At 47.6% G+C, this 17077-nt stretch carries 13 protein-coding genes and 1 tRNA gene; all 14 read left to right on the top strand.

The window, feature by feature from the left end; all coding sequences use genetic code 11:
- Positions 1–4 precede the first annotated feature (4 nt).
- The 14 genes from KJB30_RS04555 (at position 5) to rpsO (ending at position 16877) form a co-directional block, all read left to right on the top strand.
- Complete coding sequence (locus KJB30_RS04555; protein WP_214296748.1) at positions 5–547, top strand: 2-oxoacid:ferredoxin oxidoreductase subunit gamma family protein; 543 nt, start codon at positions 5–7, stop codon at positions 545–547.
- Positions 548–598: 51 nt separating this feature from the next.
- A tRNA-Gln gene (locus KJB30_RS04550) sits at positions 599–672 on the top strand.
- A 502-nt stretch (positions 673–1174) separates the two neighbouring features.
- The gene (locus KJB30_RS04545; protein ID WP_214296747.1) at positions 1175–3874 is read left to right on the top strand and encodes a 2-oxoglutarate dehydrogenase E1 component; all 2700 of its coding nucleotides are present in this window, start codon (positions 1175–1177) and stop codon (positions 3872–3874) included.
- A gap of 89 nt (positions 3875–3963) precedes the next feature.
- A complete protein-coding gene (locus KJB30_RS04540) occupies positions 3964–5544 on the top strand; it encodes a hypothetical protein (RefSeq protein ID WP_214296746.1) in 1581 nt (526 codons plus the stop codon).
- Positions 5545–5670: 126 nt separating this feature from the next.
- Complete coding sequence (locus tag KJB30_RS04535; protein WP_214296745.1) at positions 5671–7119, top strand: LysM peptidoglycan-binding domain-containing protein; 1449 nt, start codon at positions 5671–5673, stop codon at positions 7117–7119.
- A 64-nt stretch (positions 7120–7183) separates the two neighbouring features.
- Positions 7184–9118 (top strand): GspE/PulE family protein, encoded by a 1935-nt coding sequence (locus tag KJB30_RS04530; RefSeq protein WP_214296744.1) that lies wholly within the window; start codon positions 7184–7186, stop codon positions 9116–9118.
- Between the two features lie 125 nt (positions 9119–9243).
- On the top strand, positions 9244–9729 hold the full coding sequence (gene rimP / locus KJB30_RS04525) for a ribosome maturation factor RimP (protein ID WP_214296743.1): 486 nt from the start codon (positions 9244–9246) through the stop codon (positions 9727–9729).
- Positions 9730–9759: 30 nt separating this feature from the next.
- On the top strand, positions 9760–10926 hold the full coding sequence (nusA, locus tag KJB30_RS04520; RefSeq protein WP_214296742.1) for a transcription termination factor NusA: 1167 nt from the start codon (positions 9760–9762) through the stop codon (positions 10924–10926).
- A gap of 9 nt (positions 10927–10935) precedes the next feature.
- Positions 10936–11538: a DUF448 domain-containing protein gene (locus tag KJB30_RS04515; RefSeq protein ID WP_214296741.1), complete on the top strand. Its 603-nt coding sequence runs from the start codon at positions 10936–10938 to the stop codon at positions 11536–11538.
- 4 nt (positions 11539–11542) lie between these two features.
- Entirely contained in the window at positions 11543–14233 is a 2691-nt protein-coding gene (gene infB / locus KJB30_RS04510) for a translation initiation factor IF-2 (protein ID WP_214296740.1), read from the top strand.
- 57 nt (positions 14234–14290) lie between these two features.
- Positions 14291–14650: a ribosome-binding factor A gene (locus tag KJB30_RS04505; RefSeq protein WP_214296739.1), complete on the top strand. Its 360-nt coding sequence runs from the start codon at positions 14291–14293 to the stop codon at positions 14648–14650.
- Positions 14631–15590, top strand: a complete 960-nt coding sequence (locus tag KJB30_RS04500; protein ID WP_214296738.1) for a DHH family phosphoesterase — start codon at positions 14631–14633, stop codon at positions 15588–15590. Before KJB30_RS04505 ends, KJB30_RS04500 begins: the two co-directional genes overlap by 20 nt.
- Positions 15590–16498, top strand: a complete 909-nt coding sequence (gene truB / locus KJB30_RS04495; protein WP_214296833.1) for a tRNA pseudouridine(55) synthase TruB — start codon at positions 15590–15592, stop codon at positions 16496–16498. The genes KJB30_RS04500 and truB overlap by 1 nt, the downstream gene beginning before the upstream one ends.
- 112 nt (positions 16499–16610) lie before the next feature.
- Positions 16611–16877, top strand: a complete 267-nt coding sequence (rpsO, locus tag KJB30_RS04490; RefSeq protein ID WP_214296737.1) for a 30S ribosomal protein S15 — start codon at positions 16611–16613, stop codon at positions 16875–16877.
- Positions 16878–17077 lie beyond the last annotated feature (200 nt).

Here is a 17077-nt window from a genome sequence, read left to right as displayed (position 1 = left end):
TCCCATGCGTCATGATGTTTTCATATCCGGTTACGGCGGCCAAGGAGTTCTGCTTGCCGGCAACCTGCTGTCCTACGCTGCTATCCACGAAGGCAACAACGTCTCGTTCTTTCCTGCCTACGGTGTAGAAAAGCGTGGCGGTTCAGCCATGTGCACGATAGTTTTTGCCGAAGGCGACACCGGTTCGCCCGTTGTGGGTCATCCCTCGGTCGCTCTGATTCTCAACCAGCTTTCATTCGATAAATATGCCGCAAAAATAAAGCCTGGTGGTGTCTGTGTTGTTAATTCGACCCTCGTTGACAGTACGACTCTCGACCTTCCAGATGTCCGGATCATCAAGGTTCCGATGAACCAGATCGCCCTCGATCTGGGAGATGTGCGCATGGTCAATATGGTCGCCTGTGGCGCATATGGTGCTGCAACTGGCGCACTGTCGCTCGCCTCTATGGGAGAGGCGCTTAAAAAAGCGCTTCCAGAACGTAATCATCGGCTGATACCGGCAAATATAAAAGCCATGGAAGCGGGCGCCGCTGCGGCGTTGGTCTAAAAGAGCTTGACGAATATCAGCATGATTTGCTATAAAACCGGTTCACTTTATTGGGGTATCGCCAAATGGTAAGGCAACGGACTCTGACTCCGTCACTCTAGGTTCGAATCCTGGTACCCCAGCCATAAAAAACAAGGGCTTACAGAAATAAATCTGTAAGCCCTTTTTTTTATCTGCAAGTAGAGTCTGCTACTACATTACTATCTCTATTGCAGACGGTTTTTCAGCAGTTGCTTGCCGCGCTGGACCAGGTTGGAGTTGGTTTCCATTACTTCATTGAAAAACTGTTTTACCTCCTGATCCCTTTCTTTTTCAGCATCCTTGATGTATTGGCTACAGGTTTCTGTAGCTTGTGAGGCATTGTAGATGACGCTGATCAGATCATAGTCTTTGTTTTCAGTTTTTCTGTCATGTCAGACCTCCCTTTATATGGTTGGTGTTTATAAAAGCATAGAAGAGGGCGAAGGAATGTCAACATGTCGAACAATGCCTGTGCCGCTGCCTGGTCATCTTGCCTGCTGCCCATATTTTTTTTCAGAGTAAACTCTAGTTGTGATAGTCTCGTTAGTTAGTTTCCATCCGGAACTCCGGACGGAAATCAGTTAAATACGCTATGGCAGGTCTTCCATGAGTACACCCATAGATAGTGCATTTATTGCCAACCTTTCCGGTGACTGGATTGAGTCTCTCTACAATGAATGGTGTAAAGATCCGGCATCTGTTTCTCCGGATTGGCAGGCTTTTTTTTGTGGGTTCCACCTTGCTGAATCAGTCGAATGTTCAGAATCGTTACTCCAAGAGCAGGCGCTGAAGCATTCTGCCGTACAATCCCTCATATATCGCTATCGAGATATAGGTCATTTACTGGCCTGTATCGATCCCCTTTCCCCTTGCCTGCTGAGCCATCCCTTGCTGTCTCTAGAGGCTTTTGGTCTGAATGAATCCGATATGGAAAGTGTATTTGCCACCCGCCGCTTCATGAACCCAACTGCCACATTGCGTGAAATTGTCTCTACCCTCCACGAAACCTACTGTCGGGAAATCGGTGTTGAGTTCATGCACATTCAGGATCCGGATGAACGGCAGTGGCTGATTGATCGGATGGAGCCGTCCAATAACCGCGCCACCTTCTCTGTAGCGAACAGACTTCATATCCTGGAAAAACTTCAGGAGGCCACACTGTTCGAATCATTCCTGCATCGACGGTTTGCAGGCCAGAAACGTTTTTCTCTTGAGGGTGGTGAAGTACTTATTCCTGCACTTGATACAGTGGTGCAGTGGTGTCCTGGCCATGGAATCGAACATGTGGTGATGGGGATGTCCCACCGCGGACGCTTGAATGTACTGACTCATATCTTCGGCAAGCCTTACGAGAATATTTTTGCAGAATTTCGGGACACCGATTCGGTCGGTTTGCCAGGCGATGGCGATGTCAAGTATCATCGTGGTTATTCCAAAGATATGCTTTTGGGTGATCATACGGTACATTTGACTCTGGCCGCCAATCCCAGCCATCTTGAAGCTGTTAATTCTGTGGTTGAAGGCAAGTGCCGCGCCATTCAGGACAGAATTGGCTCTCATGGGATGTTACAGGTTCTTCCGGTACTGGTTCATGGCGAAGCAGCCTTTGCGGGGCAGGGTAGTGTCATGGAAATCTTGAATATGTCCCAATTGGAAGGATATGGCACTGGCGGGACCCTCCACATCGTACTTAACAACCAGATTGGCTTCACCACTCTTCCCAAGGATGCTCGTTCGACTCACTACGCTACCGATGTTGCCAAAATGTTAGCATGTCCCATTTTTCATGTGCAAGGCGAAGCACCCGAGGCTGCTGTGCATGTCATGCAGCTGGCTCTTGAATACCGTCAGACATTTAACCGGGATGTGGTGGTGGAGTTAATCTGCTATCGCCGGCGTGGGCATAACGAGGGGGATGAGCCGGCTTTCACTCAGCCGCTGGTGTATCGCCAGATTGTTGATCGACCGCCTGCCAGCAGAATCTATGCTGAGATGCTTGTTGAGGAGGGAATTCCTTCTGATGTGGTGCGTGGAATCGAAACAAAGGTAAACGATCGGTTGGAAACCTCCTATGTAAAACCACCACAGGCAGAAGATGGTGGTTATCTGGATAATTGGAGCCAAATTGAGCGAGAATATTTACCGATGCGCGTGGAGACGAGCGTAACTGCTGAAAAACTGCATCTTCTGGCAGATAGACTGGCAGTGATACCTCCCGATTTTTCTCTGCACCCCAAGATCAGCACGTTGCTGCAAAAACGGCATGATGCAGTGGTAAAAGAACAAGCTATTGATTGGGGGACTGCCGAAACTTTGGCCTATGCCACATTGCTGGAGGAAGGAATCTCGGTGCGGATCTCAGGGCAGGATTCACGAAGAGGAACCTTTAATCACCGTCACGCGGTCCTGCATGACGTGAACAGTGAAAATACCTATGCACCACTGACCGCTGTTTCCACAGGAATCGCCAGTTTTCAAGCTTGGGACAGTTTGCTTTCGGAGTTCGCTGTGACTGGGTTCGAGTATGGTTATTCGCTGGAAAGTCCACAAGGACTGGTACTGTGGGAGGCTCAGTTCGGTGATTTTGCAAATGGTGCGCAGGTAATCATTGACCAGTTTATTTCCAGTGGTGAAAGTAAATGGAAGCGGGCAAGCGGATTGGTACTGCTGTTGCCTCACGGATACGAAGGCCAGGGGGCGGAACATTCCAGTGCTCGGATCGAACGTTATCTGCAACTCTGTGCCCGGGAGAACATGCTTGTTGCCACCCCCTCCACTCCCAGTCAGATGTTTCACCTCCTGCGCCGCCAAGTAAAACAGTCTTTTCGCAAGCCACTGATAGTGTTTACCCCCAAAAGTCTATTGAGGCATCCACGCTGCATCTCAAGCCTTGATAATTTCTGCGGCGGACATTTCTCCGAGGTGATCATGGATGCAGATGACCCGGCAGGTGTGCGGCGAATTTTAATCTGCAGCGGAAAGATTTTCTATGAGTTGCTGGAGGAGCGTGATAAGCGCCAGGCGCATGATGTTGCCATTATCAGAATAGAGCAACTATATCCGTTTCGCAAAGATCTGCTTCAGGAATTTCTGCAGCGATTGCCTTCCGATGCCTCCGTTGTGTGGGTACAGGAAGAACCGGAAAATATGGGGCCATTGCCGTATCTTCGTCAAAAATTGTCGGATTGCTGTAATGTCATAAGACATGTCAGCCGTCCGGAGGGATGTGCTCCGGCTACAGGTTCTCACAGTCTGCATGCACAAGAACAGATTTCCATTGTTCATGCTGCTTTTGACTCTATCTAATTAATGTTGTCCAAACACAATCTTCCTACGGACATTGACAAGCCTCTCCAAGCTATGTCAATAATCTAAAATCTCGCTGAAGGTGATTCATGCTCAATCTGCTCTTCATATCGTGTAACCCTAAAATAGGAAAGCTCAAAAATATTTTGCAGCCACAGCTGAAGGCAAAAGTTGATGTTGTAGATGACTTTGATCTCGGACTTAAAGAAGTACTGGAAAAACGTCCTGCCGCAGTTGTCATTCAGGATCATATTTGTGATGTTGCAGGGGAAAATGTTGTCCGTCACATCCAGATGTTGCTAGGAAAAGAGGCACCTAAATTTATCCTGCTTCATGAAGGGGATGTGAAGGCGGATGGAAAAGCGCTTTTCGAACAATGCATTGATCTGGCTCATTCTGAGAAACAGTTGGCTGAAGAAATTCTTTCTGCCCTCAAAACTATCCTTGGTGAGCAATGGAAGAAAGTATTTGTTCTTCCAAAAATGGATGCCGAAACCGTGGCTGCATCTGTCAGCGTTTTGTCAAAAGAACGTGAAGTCGCCAATAAAATGGTGGATGACCTCATTTCCGATATGAATGGTCCTGAAAAATTACCGGAAATGGCTGAATCCGAGCAGGTTGATAAATCTGAAGCTCTCGTCACTTCCACCACAGATGAAATGGCTGCCATGCTGATTGAAGCTACACGAAGAGTTGATCTGTCAGCTATAGAGCCCACGTCATCCCCGGCCAAAGCTCCTGAGGTGGCAGATGTTAAGATGAAAGACACGGGACTTACTCAGGCCAGGCCCGCTTCCTCGGGTTCTCCCAAACAAAAGCCTGTCACATCCACCACTTCCGGTTCTGATCCTGGCGGGTCGAATGTCACCACTTCTACGGCACAACCAGTTCAGCTTAAGGCACCCCTTATTCCTGCTGCAACAGCCTCACAAGGCGAGAAATCTTCGATATCGTCCCGTCCCTCATCTCCGAATGCTCCGGTTTCCCCTGCAAACTTTAACGTCAGTGGGAAGCCTACACCAGTAAATGATCCTATTCCTGAGGAACTGTTGCTGGCATTTGAAGCAAATTATCGCTCTCAATCCAGTTTATGGCGTAATACGGCGATGGCTGTGGGTGCAGTCTGCGTATTAGGAGCGGCTGGCTGGTTCCTACTCTCGACCAAACCGGGTAACTTGAAATTTATACAAAAAAAAGTACCCCAACCTGTTGTTACTGGTGTCAGACCACTCCAAGACAAAACAGCTGCTTCACCGGTAGCAATTCCCCGGGCTGACACTGCTGTTTCCAAACCAGCTCCCGCAGGTGGTGCGGGTTTGCCTTCATTTGTATCCCAAAAGACTAAGGACACGACATATACGACGAGAAAACCAGGATGGGAACGATTTGTTGATCCCTCCCGCGAAGTACGAATTTTCCGGACGGGTGACCGTATTAAAGCGGTTCAGATTATGGCTGGCAAGGGAAAGACAATTGATAAGACATTTCTGGAATCAGTACTTCAAGAGTTAGCTGGTACCAATACCTACACCCTCGGACAAAGGGAACGTAAACAGGGATATCAGGGATATCTGGTTCAGCATGGCACGGTTGGCAATAAAGCTGAACTGATCGTTTACCGAAAAAAAACATCCGATGCAATAGTGGCTTTTGTTGTTTCACTTGATTAAACTCTAAAGTCACTTGTCAAGACTTCTTGCGGAGCTGTAATGAGATCATGTTGCTATAGAACTGAAAAAATTGTTGTTTTTCTGATTGCTGTTTTTTTGGGGGGGGGCTGTTTGGCGGAGGCGGCAATGGATCCTCAATTCGAGCTTGACCCTCAAGCTTTAGGTGCTTCTACAGCTACAAGGACAATCAAGAAAGCTGCTAAGCGCAAGGTACATCACTTCTCGAAATCTAGCGGAAAAAATGGCACCGTCTATACGATCAAGCCTGGTGATCATCTTTTCAAAATCCTTATGCGTGACTACGGATTAAGTAACGATCAGGCCGAAGCCTTCATTGATGAAGTCTGTCGTGAAAACAATATCCATGACATCAAGCGGCTGAGGATTGGGCAGAAAATAACCATACCCGATGTGAGACGCTCTGTGGATAAGGTTCTGCCTAATGTCCAGCCTGGTGAGGAAAATGAAGGGTTGCGCACTGAGGAAGGTAGTGGCAGCCTCGGTCAGGCTTTGAGACTCGATGTTCCCTCTGCACCTGTGGGCCGGGAAGCAGCGGTTCAAATCAAGGAAGTGTGGGATAAATTGGTGCCGAGTGGAACGGATCTTCAAAGTCCCATTTCAGTCCAATCTCCTTCTTTCTCACTGACGCTGGATTCGAGACGATACCCTGTTTATGCCTCTATGGACGGTGCCAAAATAGTAGTGGATCCCACTGCTTCTATCCCGCCATTGGTTCGCTCATTAATTACTGAAAAAGATCCGACTGTGCGTATCGTTTCCGGTTCATCCGACAACAGACAATTTCTGGCCGATATGCTGAAGTCGGCAAAGTTTTATTCGGTGGAAGAAGATTTCAGTGTAGTGTTCGGGGGTGATCCGAAGTTGACTGTAAAAGCAGATTTCAAGGTGGAAAAAACGCCGGAAAGTCTGGTTCGGCAAGATGTTGCTTTGATTAATAGCTCAGAAAGTCCTTTACCCGACAGCCTGACGCACTTTCTTAAAAAAGAAGGTTTTACTGTTCACGAACCTTTTGCAGTTTCGAAAACATTCAGTTCATCTGCATCCAGGTTACAGGTTCATCAGGTGACGGCAAAGAAACAGTCTGATGTTGTTGATGCACTTCTTCAGGCTCTGTCGATAAACAATCATGTTGATCGAACACTGGATGTCTTTGCAGCGGATAATAATGGTATTTCCCTTTCTGTACTGGCTGAACGTTATTTTGAACGAGGCGGTCGACGCTATGTCATTACCCGTTTTGATGGTGACCCGGTAACATATACTCTGTTTCGTATCCTTGAAACAAAGGGATATCAAGTGGTAATCCTTGAAGCTCAGGATAACTTTCGAAAAATCTCTGAAAAAATTCTTTCGCGTATGAATATACGTGGCAGCTTTGTCCAAAACGCTCTTTTATCACGGAAAGATTTGAATTATTCCTTACAGGTTTCTGGTTTCAAAATGGAAGGTGATGATATTCCCGGTGGTTCTCTTTTCCTTACGGATTTAGAATTGAACCAGGTTGTCCGTGACATGCTAAGAGAAAACGGTTATCAGGTGCACGAGCACAAATGATTGTTGTAATGTTGTTGTGGTTTTCTACTGAATCTTTTCCGATCCTTTGCTGTCTGAGAGAAATATGAGCTCAAAAAAAATTGGTGAACTTTTAATAGAGCAGCAACTGATTACTCCAGAACAGCTGACTGAAGCTCTTGAGTTACAGAAAGTTTTTCAGGACCAGACCCTCGGCCAGTTGCTTCGCAAGCTGGGATTTCTGACCGAAAGTGACTTGAGTTTTATCCTTGATCAAAAAAACAAACGCCGTAAGCTGGTCGATATCCTTCTTTATGGCAATTATATTGATAAGCAGAAACTTTCCCATGCCCGAGAGATAAGCAAACAGAACGGCCTTTCACTAGAAAAAACTCTATTAAAATTACGTTATGTTGACGAAGCGCAACTTTCTAAGGCACTTGCGAACCAATATGATCTTCCCTACATTCAAATTGATGCTGCTGACATCGATGTTTCTCTTTCAAGCTACATTAGTGCCGTGTATGCCCAGAAACAGCGGATAGCTCCTATTTTCAAAATTGGCAATACTCTTACTCTTGCAATGGCGCGCCCTCTCAGCCAGCACGAAATCCGGGAACTGGAAGATAGCATCCGTTTGAAGATTATCTCTGCCATTGCTACAGAATCCAATATTGATCAGGTGCTCAAGCGTCTCTATAACGTGAATATCGCAAATGCTGTTACCGCTCAGGATGAAGTCAATCTTGATATTGTTCCTGACAGCATCATTGAACTCTTAAGTAAAACTTCTGTCACGGATGAGCCGGAAGTTGAGGAAGAGACCAAAAAAGTCACTGAGAAAGATAGTGTCATTGTTAAGCTGGTTAACAAGATCATTTATGATGCCTGCATAGATAAGGCTTCAGATATTCACATAGAACCATATCCAGGCAAAAAAGATGTTGTGGTCCGTACCCGAATTGACGGGCAGTGTTCAATCTATCAGCGCATTCCTTATAAGTACAAATTCGCAATACCTTCAAGAATTAAAATCATGGCTGATCTGGATATAGCTGAACGCCGTAAGCCTCAGGATGGCAAGATAGATTTTAAGAAGTTCGGTCCGCTGAATACTGAATTGCGAGTTGCAACCATGCCGACTGTAGGTGGGTTGGAGGATGTTGTAATCAGGGTGCTTGCAAGCGGCGATCCTTTGTCTTTCGATGATCTGGGACTGACAGAGCGTAATTTGAAGATTTTCAGAAAAGCTCTTGCGAGTCCTTATGGGCTGGTATTGGTTGTTGGTCCTACTGGCTCAGGAAAAACAACCACCCTTCATTCCGGTCTTGCTCAGATTAATACTACCCAACGCAAAATATGGACCGCTGAAGATCCGGTTGAAATTACACAGGCTGGATTACGGCAGGTGCAGATCAATCCACGGATTGGTTTCACGTTTGCCACAGCATTGCGTTCTTTTCTCCGTCTGGACCCTGATGTAATCATGGTCGGTGAAATGCGTGATGAGGAGACAGCCACCACCGCGGTCGAAGCGTCTCTAACGGGGCATCTTGTCTTTTCCACGCTGCATACAAACTCCGCTCCGGAAACGTTGACCCGGCTTCTGGAAATGGGACTTGATCCCTACAGCTTTTCAGATTCCCTTGTCTGTGTGCTTGCTCAGCGTCTGGCTCGTCGTCTCTGCACGCATTGCAAAGAAATCTATCAACCTGACTCCTCTGAGCTGGATGAGATCATTGACGAGTATGGCAGAGAATGTTTCCAGAATACCGGTTTGGTGAGTTCTGATTTGGTCATGGCCAGAGCAGTTGGATGCGAACGGTGTGGTCAGAGCGGTTATCGTGGGCGCCTCGGAATCCATGAAATCCTCGATTGCACACCGCAGCAGAAAAGCCTTATCAAGAAACGGGCTGATACGGATCGTATTCATGAACAGGCTGTTCTGGATGGGATGACTACATTGAAGCAGGATGGTATTTTGAAGATTTTTCAAACCCTGACGGATATCCATGAGGTGCGTAGGGTCTGTATCAAGTAATCCGCGCCAGAACTGAAAAAACGCTTGCAATCGACTGTTTACCATGGTAATTTTTTTAAAATTATTGTTCACCTGGAAAGTGAGCTCGAAAGGCTCACTTTTTTGTTGTCTAAAAAGGTTTTTTTATGGCTCTTCAGCGTGAAGACATATGCGAACGTGTACGGCTGGTTTCACAGCCGATACTTGAATCGCTTCGGCTGGAATTGGTTGATATCGAATACAAACGGAGCGGTAGGGATGCCATACTTCGTCTGTTCATCGATAAAGAGGGAGGCGTTACTCTTGATGACTGTGCCGTCTTCAGTAGTGAGCTGTCAGCTGTACTTGATGTCGAAGATTTCATCCCGTGTGAATATAGCCTTGAAGTTTCATCTCCGGGACTTGATCGCCCGCTTAAGTCAGCAGCCGATTATGAGCGCTTTAAAGGCCGCTTGATAAAGATACGCACCTATGAACCCTTTCAGGACGATGCTGGAAACAAGAGAAAGACGTTTCTCGGCCATCTCGAGGGTTTGAAGGATGGAAATGTAATTATGAAGCTTACTGAGGGGCAGGCTGCCTCTATACCGTTGGAACGGGTTGCCAAGGCAAACCTGGATTTCGAATTTTGATCTGATTTATATAGTCAGCAAGGAGCAACCGTGGAAACGAGCATCAGTCTCAAACATGCCATTGAGCAGATCGTCAAGGAAAAGGGAATTGACCGCCAGGTGGTCCTGGAGGCCATGGAACAGGCGGTTTTGACCGCAGCCAATAAGAAGTATCGCAATACCCGTGACCTTGAGGCCCATTACAACCCCGAAACAGGTGAGGTGGAACTGTTCGAGTTTGTGACTGTTGTCGAGGAAGTTGTGGATTCCTATAAAGAAATAGATATAGAAGAAGCCCGCGAGGTCGATCCTGATGTTGAAATAGGAGATTCATTAGGAGAAAAACTGGACGCCAGCGGCTTTACCCGAATTGCTGCGCAGACAGCCAAGCAGGTCATTATTCAGAAAGTGCGTGAGGCTGAGCGTGAGACGATCTTTAACGAATACAGTGATCGTCAGTGGGAAATTATAACCGGTATGGTACGGCGCTTTGAAAAAGGTGATCTCTTGGTGGACTTGGGACGTGCTGAAGCTGTTCTTCCTTCCAAGGAACAGATGCCTCGCGAAGTATATCGTCCCGGGGACCGGATCAGGGCTCTTATCACGGATATTCGCATGACAACCAAAGGTCCACAGATAATACTGTCACGTACCCATCCAAGTATGCTGGCAAAATTATTCGAGGCTGAGGTGCCTGAAGTTGCCGAAGGAATTGTCGAAATTAACGCTGTGGTGCGTGATCCAGGTAGCCGAGCCAAACTTGCAGTTTCCTCTAATGATTCCGATGTGGATCCTGTGGGCGCATGCGTTGGCATGAGAGGAGCCAGGGTGCAAAATGTTGTTTCCGAACTGCGCGGTGAAAAAATCGATATTATCCCGTGGTCAGAAGATATCGCACGTTTTGCGTGTAATGCCCTTTCACCAGCGCAAGTTTCCAAGGTCTTTGTGGATGAAGATAGCCGTGCATTGGAAGTTATTGTGGCTGAGGATCAGCTGTCGCTTGCAATCGGCAAACGAGGACAGAATGTGAGCCTTGCAGCCCGTCTCACTGGTTGCCGCATTGACATCAAGAGCGAAGCTAAGGCAGCTGAGGCTGAGCTTCAGGAATTTTCCTCATATGACGGGACAGAAACTCCTGGGCAGGAGTTTAATGAGACGGATGTGCAGGAAGTTGAGCAGGTCACTGAAGCAGCTGCATCTGAAGAAAAAACGGAGTAGCAGGAGAGTATGTCCCGAGCGCAGGAGAAAGAAAAGCCTCAGCGTAGTTGTCTGGGATGTCGAACAGTTCATGATAAGGAACAACTGATCCGCTTTGTATTATCTCCTCAAGGCGAAGTGGTGCCGGATATCGACGGACGTTTGCCAGGTCGTGGCTCCTATACGTGCATTAAAGCGGAATGTCTGGCTACTGCAGCAAAACTTCGCACATTCAATAGATCCTTTAAGCAAGAGGTAAATCTGTTACCTCCGGCTGATATGGTTGCTTTGGTTGGTCGGTTGATGCGCAACCGTATCCTTGGATTCCTCGGATTGGCAAATAGGGCTGGTAAAGTCATTTCTGGTGGTTCTCTTGTCAGTGATGCCATACGTGGAAAGATTAAACCCGGAATTGTACTAGTTGCATCCGATGTTTCTGAAAACATTGGTGAAAAGATTGTGGTGTTGGCAAGAGTGCACGGCATACCATGCGAGTGCCTGCTGACGAAGGATGAGTTCGGTGCAATACTCGGTAAGGCACCACGCAGCGCGATCGCTGTCAAGCCGGGTGGTTTTGTTATCCAACTTGCTAATGAAATTAAACGATACAGAAACTTCCTGGGGGAGGTGTAGGCCTATGACAAAAATTAGAGTGAGCAGCCTGGCAGAACAGCTGGGGCTGGAGAGTCGGGAAGTAATTACCCGTCTCAGAGAAATCGGTGTTGATGCGAAAACAGCCACATCAATGGTTGATGAAGATGTGGTCAAGAAGCTGTCCGTACCCCAGTCGAAAGACAGCGGCACCGAAGAGGTCAGGGTCACCACCAATATAATCCGTCGTCGCGCAAAAGCTGCACCGGCTGTGGAAGAAACCCCGGAAGTCATGGTCGTCCATGAGGCGCCCGTCGAAGTTCCGCCAACACCAGTTGTTTCCGCACCCCCTGCGCAGCCTGCTCCATCTGCCCCGGTTGAGTCTGAAGTTGTGGTTGCTAAAGTTGCTCCTGCACCTGTCATACAGGAACCGTCGGCTCCGGTTGTAGTGGACATCCCTCAGCCAGTCGTTGCAAAGGAAGAGCTTGTTGTTGAAAAGCCCAAGCCAGCTGTAGAGCCGGTTAAGGCCAATCCGAATCAGGCACGAATTCTCGGTCGCATGGAAATACCTGGCGTAACTACACGACCAACCAGGGTTGTTACCAAAGAGTCCCCGGCAACGACATCACAGACCCAGCGTCCTGCTGCGCCTCGCCCTGATCAGCAAGCTCAGAGAAGGCCTGCACCAGCTTCGACTTCACCGGAGCCGGATCGCTCACGCATGAAACAGGTGCAGATTGCTCCGGCAGCACCGCCTGCTGCTGATGATCGCCGCAAGCCTGGCGGCGGTAAGGGTAATGGTGGGTATGCTGATGCAAATAAAGGTAAGAAAGGTGCTCCACCTGCAAAAAAGAAGGAGCAACCACGTAAAAACGAGATCCTTGAAAAACGTGAGCGGGTATTTGATCCTGTTTACAAGGGAAAGAAAAAGGGCAAGGAACGTGCGGTAGAAACTCGTAAGACTGAAATAACCGTTCCCAAGGCCATCAAACGTATTATCAAGATTACAGAAACCATCAGTGTAGGGGAATTGGCCAAACGTATGGGTATAAAGGCCACCGACCTTATCAAGTCCCTCATGAAAATGGGTATGATGGTTACGATCAACCACGCGCTGGATTTTGATACTGCTGTAATTCTTGCCTCTGAGTATGGTTATGAAGTTGAAAACGTTGCTGTTGACCTTGATGAAATTCATGAATCTGCTCCTGATGCACCGGAAACACTGATAAAGCGTCCTCCCGTTGTAACCATAATGGGTCACGTCGATCACGGCAAGACCTCTCTACTGGATGCTATTCGAGAAGCAAACGTCATTGCCGGAGAGGCAGGAGGCATCACCCAGCATATCGGCGCCTATGATGTTGAACTGGATGGTCGTAAGATCACGTTCCTCGACACTCCTGGCCATGAAGCTTTTACCGCCATGCGTGCCCGCGGGGCAAAAGTAACCGATATAGTTATTCTTGTTGTTGCTGCCGATGACGGCGTCATGCCCCAGACCCGCGAAGCCATCAATCACTCCAAGGCAGCTGGAGTTCCAATCATTGTGGCTATTAACAAGATAGACAAACCTGATGCTCGCGCCGAGCGAGTGAAGCAAGAGTTGATGGAGTTTGGTTTGGTTGCCTCTGAATGGGGAGGCGATGCGACCATGGTTGAGGTTTCGGCTAAGAAACGTCTTAACCTTGAAGAACTACTGGAAATGATTCTGCTTCAGGCTGACGTCATGGAATTGAAGGCGAATCCTGACAAACTTGCCAAAGGTACCATTGTCGAGGCAAAGCTTGACAGAGGGCGTGGTCCTGTTGCGACGGTCCTGGTGCAGGAAGGTACCCTTAAAACTGGTGATTTCTGCGTTGTGGGTATTCATTCTGGCCGTGTCAGAGCAATGCAGAATGATCGTGGAGAAAAGGTTCTTGAAGCAGGACCTTCCCGGCCGGTCGAAGTTATCGGTTTGTCTGGCGTACCAGATGCCGGTGACGTATTTGTTTCGCTGAAGGATGAGAAACAAGCCAAGGAAATTGCCACTCTGCGCCAGATCAAGCAGCGTGAGGCCGAATTGGCAAAACACTCTAAAATTACTCTTGAGGATCTTTACAAACAGATCCAGAGTGGGGAAGTCAAGGATCTTAATGTCATCGTCAAAGGTGATGTGCAAGGTTCTGTCGAAGCAGTCGGTGAGTCTTTGCGTAAGCTGTCAACAGATGCTGTTCGTCTCAATGTTATCCACTCCGGAGTTGGTGCCATTACCGAAACAGATGTGAATCTTGCTGCCGCGTCCAACACCATAATCATCGGTTTCAGCGTTCGGCCCGAAGTCAAGGCTCAGCTCATGGCGGAGAAGGAAGGCGTTGATATCCGGCTTTACAGTATTATTTATGATGCAGTTGAGGATGTGAAAAAAGCAATGGAAGGCCTTCTTGCACCGACTCTCAGGGAGAAGTACCTGGGAAGAGCAGAAATTCGCGAAGTATTTTCTGTTCCCAAAATCGGTAATATTGCCGGTTGTTATGTGCTTGACGGGAAGATGGTGCGAAACGGTCAGGCCCGCTTGCTGCGTGACAATGTTGTAGTCTACGAGGGCAAACTTTCTTCATTGCGCCGCATCAAGGATGATGTCAAAGAGGTTGCCACCGGTTATGAATGCGGAATTGGTTTGGAAAACTATAATGATGTCAAGATTGGTGATCTGATTGAGGCATTCGAGATTGAAAAGATAGCTACCAAGCTGTGACATGGGCGGGACAGGTTAATCTGAAAGATTTTCCGTCCTTGCCCTTCGAGGTTTTTTATGAGCAAGCGTTCGGAAAAAGTTGCCGAGGCGATTCACGAAACAGTATCATCTCTTTTGTCACGAGGATTGAATGATCCCCGGATCGGTTTTGTTACCATAACTGCTGTTGACATTACGGAAGACTTGAGTCTGGCACGCATCTATTTTACCGCTATAGGCGATGAGGCTTCCGGAAAGAGCAGTGAAGCCGGCCTTAACAGTGCCAAAGGTTTCATTCGCAAAGAGTTAGGTCGCGTATTAACTATCCGCCATATTCCCGAGATCATTTTTAAATATGATCATTCGCAGGAGTATGGTAACCGGATAGACTCTATCCTCAGAGAAATCGGCAGGGAGCATGACGGAGACGATTCATAATATATTGCATGAAATTTCCTGCAATCAATCTTTTCTGCTGACCACACATGAAGGACCTGATGGTGATGCGGTCGGTTCCACACTTGCTCTTGCTTCTTTTCTGCGCCAGATTGGAAAAGAAGTCTGCGTTCATTACCGTGATCCGGTTCCGGATCTCTATTCCTTTCTGCCTGGCGCAGCAACGGTTCAACCCCACATTCCCGATCAGGATTTTGATGTAGCTTTTGTTCTCGATATAGGTGAGCTTCGCCGTGCGGGAGAAGAATTTTGCCGGTTTAGCCGTATTGGGAAAATGATCAATCTTGATCATCATCTTTCGTGTGAAAATTTTGGCGCTTTTAACCTTATTGACAGTACTGCAGCCGCAACCGGTGTACTTGTTCATCGTATTGTTTCGGCGTACGGTTTTGAACTTGATTTTCAGACAGCTCTTTGTCTGTATGTGGCCATTATTACTGACACCGGCTCTTTCCGGTACTCCAACGCCAATCGTGAAGCCTTCACTATTGCCGGTGAACTGATTGATTGTGGTGTCAATGCCTGGGATGTTGCTGAGCAGCTTTATGAAAATCAGCCTAAGAAACGTCTTGAGCTCTTATCCCTTGCACTGGCCACTCTTGAGTTGTTTAAAGGCGGGTTAGCTGCCTCGGTTACTGTTACCCTTGACATGTATAAGAATACCTTTGCTGATGCCGAATTTACTGATGGTTTTGTTAATTACCCCAGATCTATCAAGGGTGTTGAAGTGGCAGTTTTCTTTCGGCAGATTGAGGAATTAAAATTCAAGGTAGGATTCCGTTCAAAAGGGAAGGTGAATGTAGCTGCTTTTTCGGCCGCTCTTGGGGGCGGAGGTCACCACAATGCGGCTGGCTGCACTTTGGACGGTTCCCTCGAAGAAGTTAAGGAACTAGTTTACCGGACAGTGGAAGCCAGTCTTTGATCAACGGTTTTTTTGTAATCGATAAACCTGCTGGAATTACCTCACATGATGTTGTAAGTCGTGTGCGACGCATTCTAGACACTCGTAAAGTAGGTCATACTGGTACACTTGATCCCTTTGCAACAGGTGTCCTGCCAATTGCCGTCAATGATGGCACCAAAGTAATTCCCTTTCTTGATGAAGGTGTAAAACAATACGAAGCTGTCATGCGATTGGGTGTAACTACAGATACCCTTGACACTACCGGCACTGTACTGGCTGAAGTTGATCCTGGTCAGGTCAGCCGGGAACACCTTGTAAACGTTCTAATGCATTTTACAGGAAGTGTCAGCCAGACCCCCCCGATGTTTTCTGCTATTAAACAAAACGGCCAGCCGCTTTACAAACTTGCCCGCCAAGGAGTAGAGGTCGAGCGGAAGGCGCGCCAGATCGAAATCACTTCTCTTGAACTTACTTTGTTTGATCAGCCCTATGCCGCATTTGATGTGAAATGTTCACGCGGAACCTATGTTCGTTCTCTTGCTGACGATATCGGTTCAAGTCTCGGATGTGGGGCTGCTCTCCAGGAATTGCGGCGAACCGCAAGCGGACCTTTTACCATTGAAGCAGCAGTCACTTTGGAACAATTGGAAAATGCAGTTGGTGATGATTCGCTGGAAAAGCTGTGCCTTTCTCCTCATGCCGCGCTCGGGCATCTTGCTGACGTGGTGCTGACCGCTTCTGAGTGCGATAAGATCAGGCATGGACGTTCTCCAACATGGCCGGATTTACAGGCTGCTGGTACCTCTGCCGTAAGTATCGGCTCTCTGGTGCGTCTTTCCCGAAATGGGGAGCTCATTGCTGTCGCGAACTGTGAACTGTCATCAGAGGGTACAGTGCATCTTATTTTGAAGAGGGTCTTCAATTGACTTAATGCTTTACATGCAGATGCTGGTATGCTATTAATTTCAGCTTGCGGATTGCACATAAATTATGCTGTAACCCATATATTTATCGAACCATCGAAAGGGGGTGTTGGCAGTGCTGGCAACCGAAAAAAAACAGGAAATAATCAATTCTTTTAAAAAACATGACAGCGACACAGGTTCTCCCGAAGTGCAGATTGCAATTCTCACGGAGCGGATCACCTATCTGACCGAGCATTTCAAGATTCACAAAAAGGACCACCACAGCCGTAGAGGGCTTCTGAAGCTCGTCGGCCAGAGGAGGCGCCTTCTGGACTACCTGAAAGGCAAGGAGCTCGACAGGTACAAGAAGGTTATCGAACGACTCGGCATACGCAGGTAATGACTGGCAATATGCCCTTGCTATGGGGTATATTGCCATTTGTTTTTTCAGTATGCTGTATTCCAAAAGGGCTTATCGGCCCTTTTTCATTTTCGTTGGGGGCGTGGGTAGAGTCTCTTTGCAGAAAACAGGAACAGTCATTGTACGAAGCAACGTTTTAACGATGTACCTGCAGAGAGATTGTAACGACGGCCCCAACA

The organism is Pelotalea chapellei (assembly GCF_018531195.1).
Taxonomy (GTDB): Bacteria; Desulfobacterota; Desulfuromonadia; order Geobacterales; family Pseudopelobacteraceae; genus Pelotalea; species Pelotalea chapellei.
Note: the sequence above shows the minus strand (reverse complement) of the source record. Positions and strands in the feature narration are given on the sequence as shown.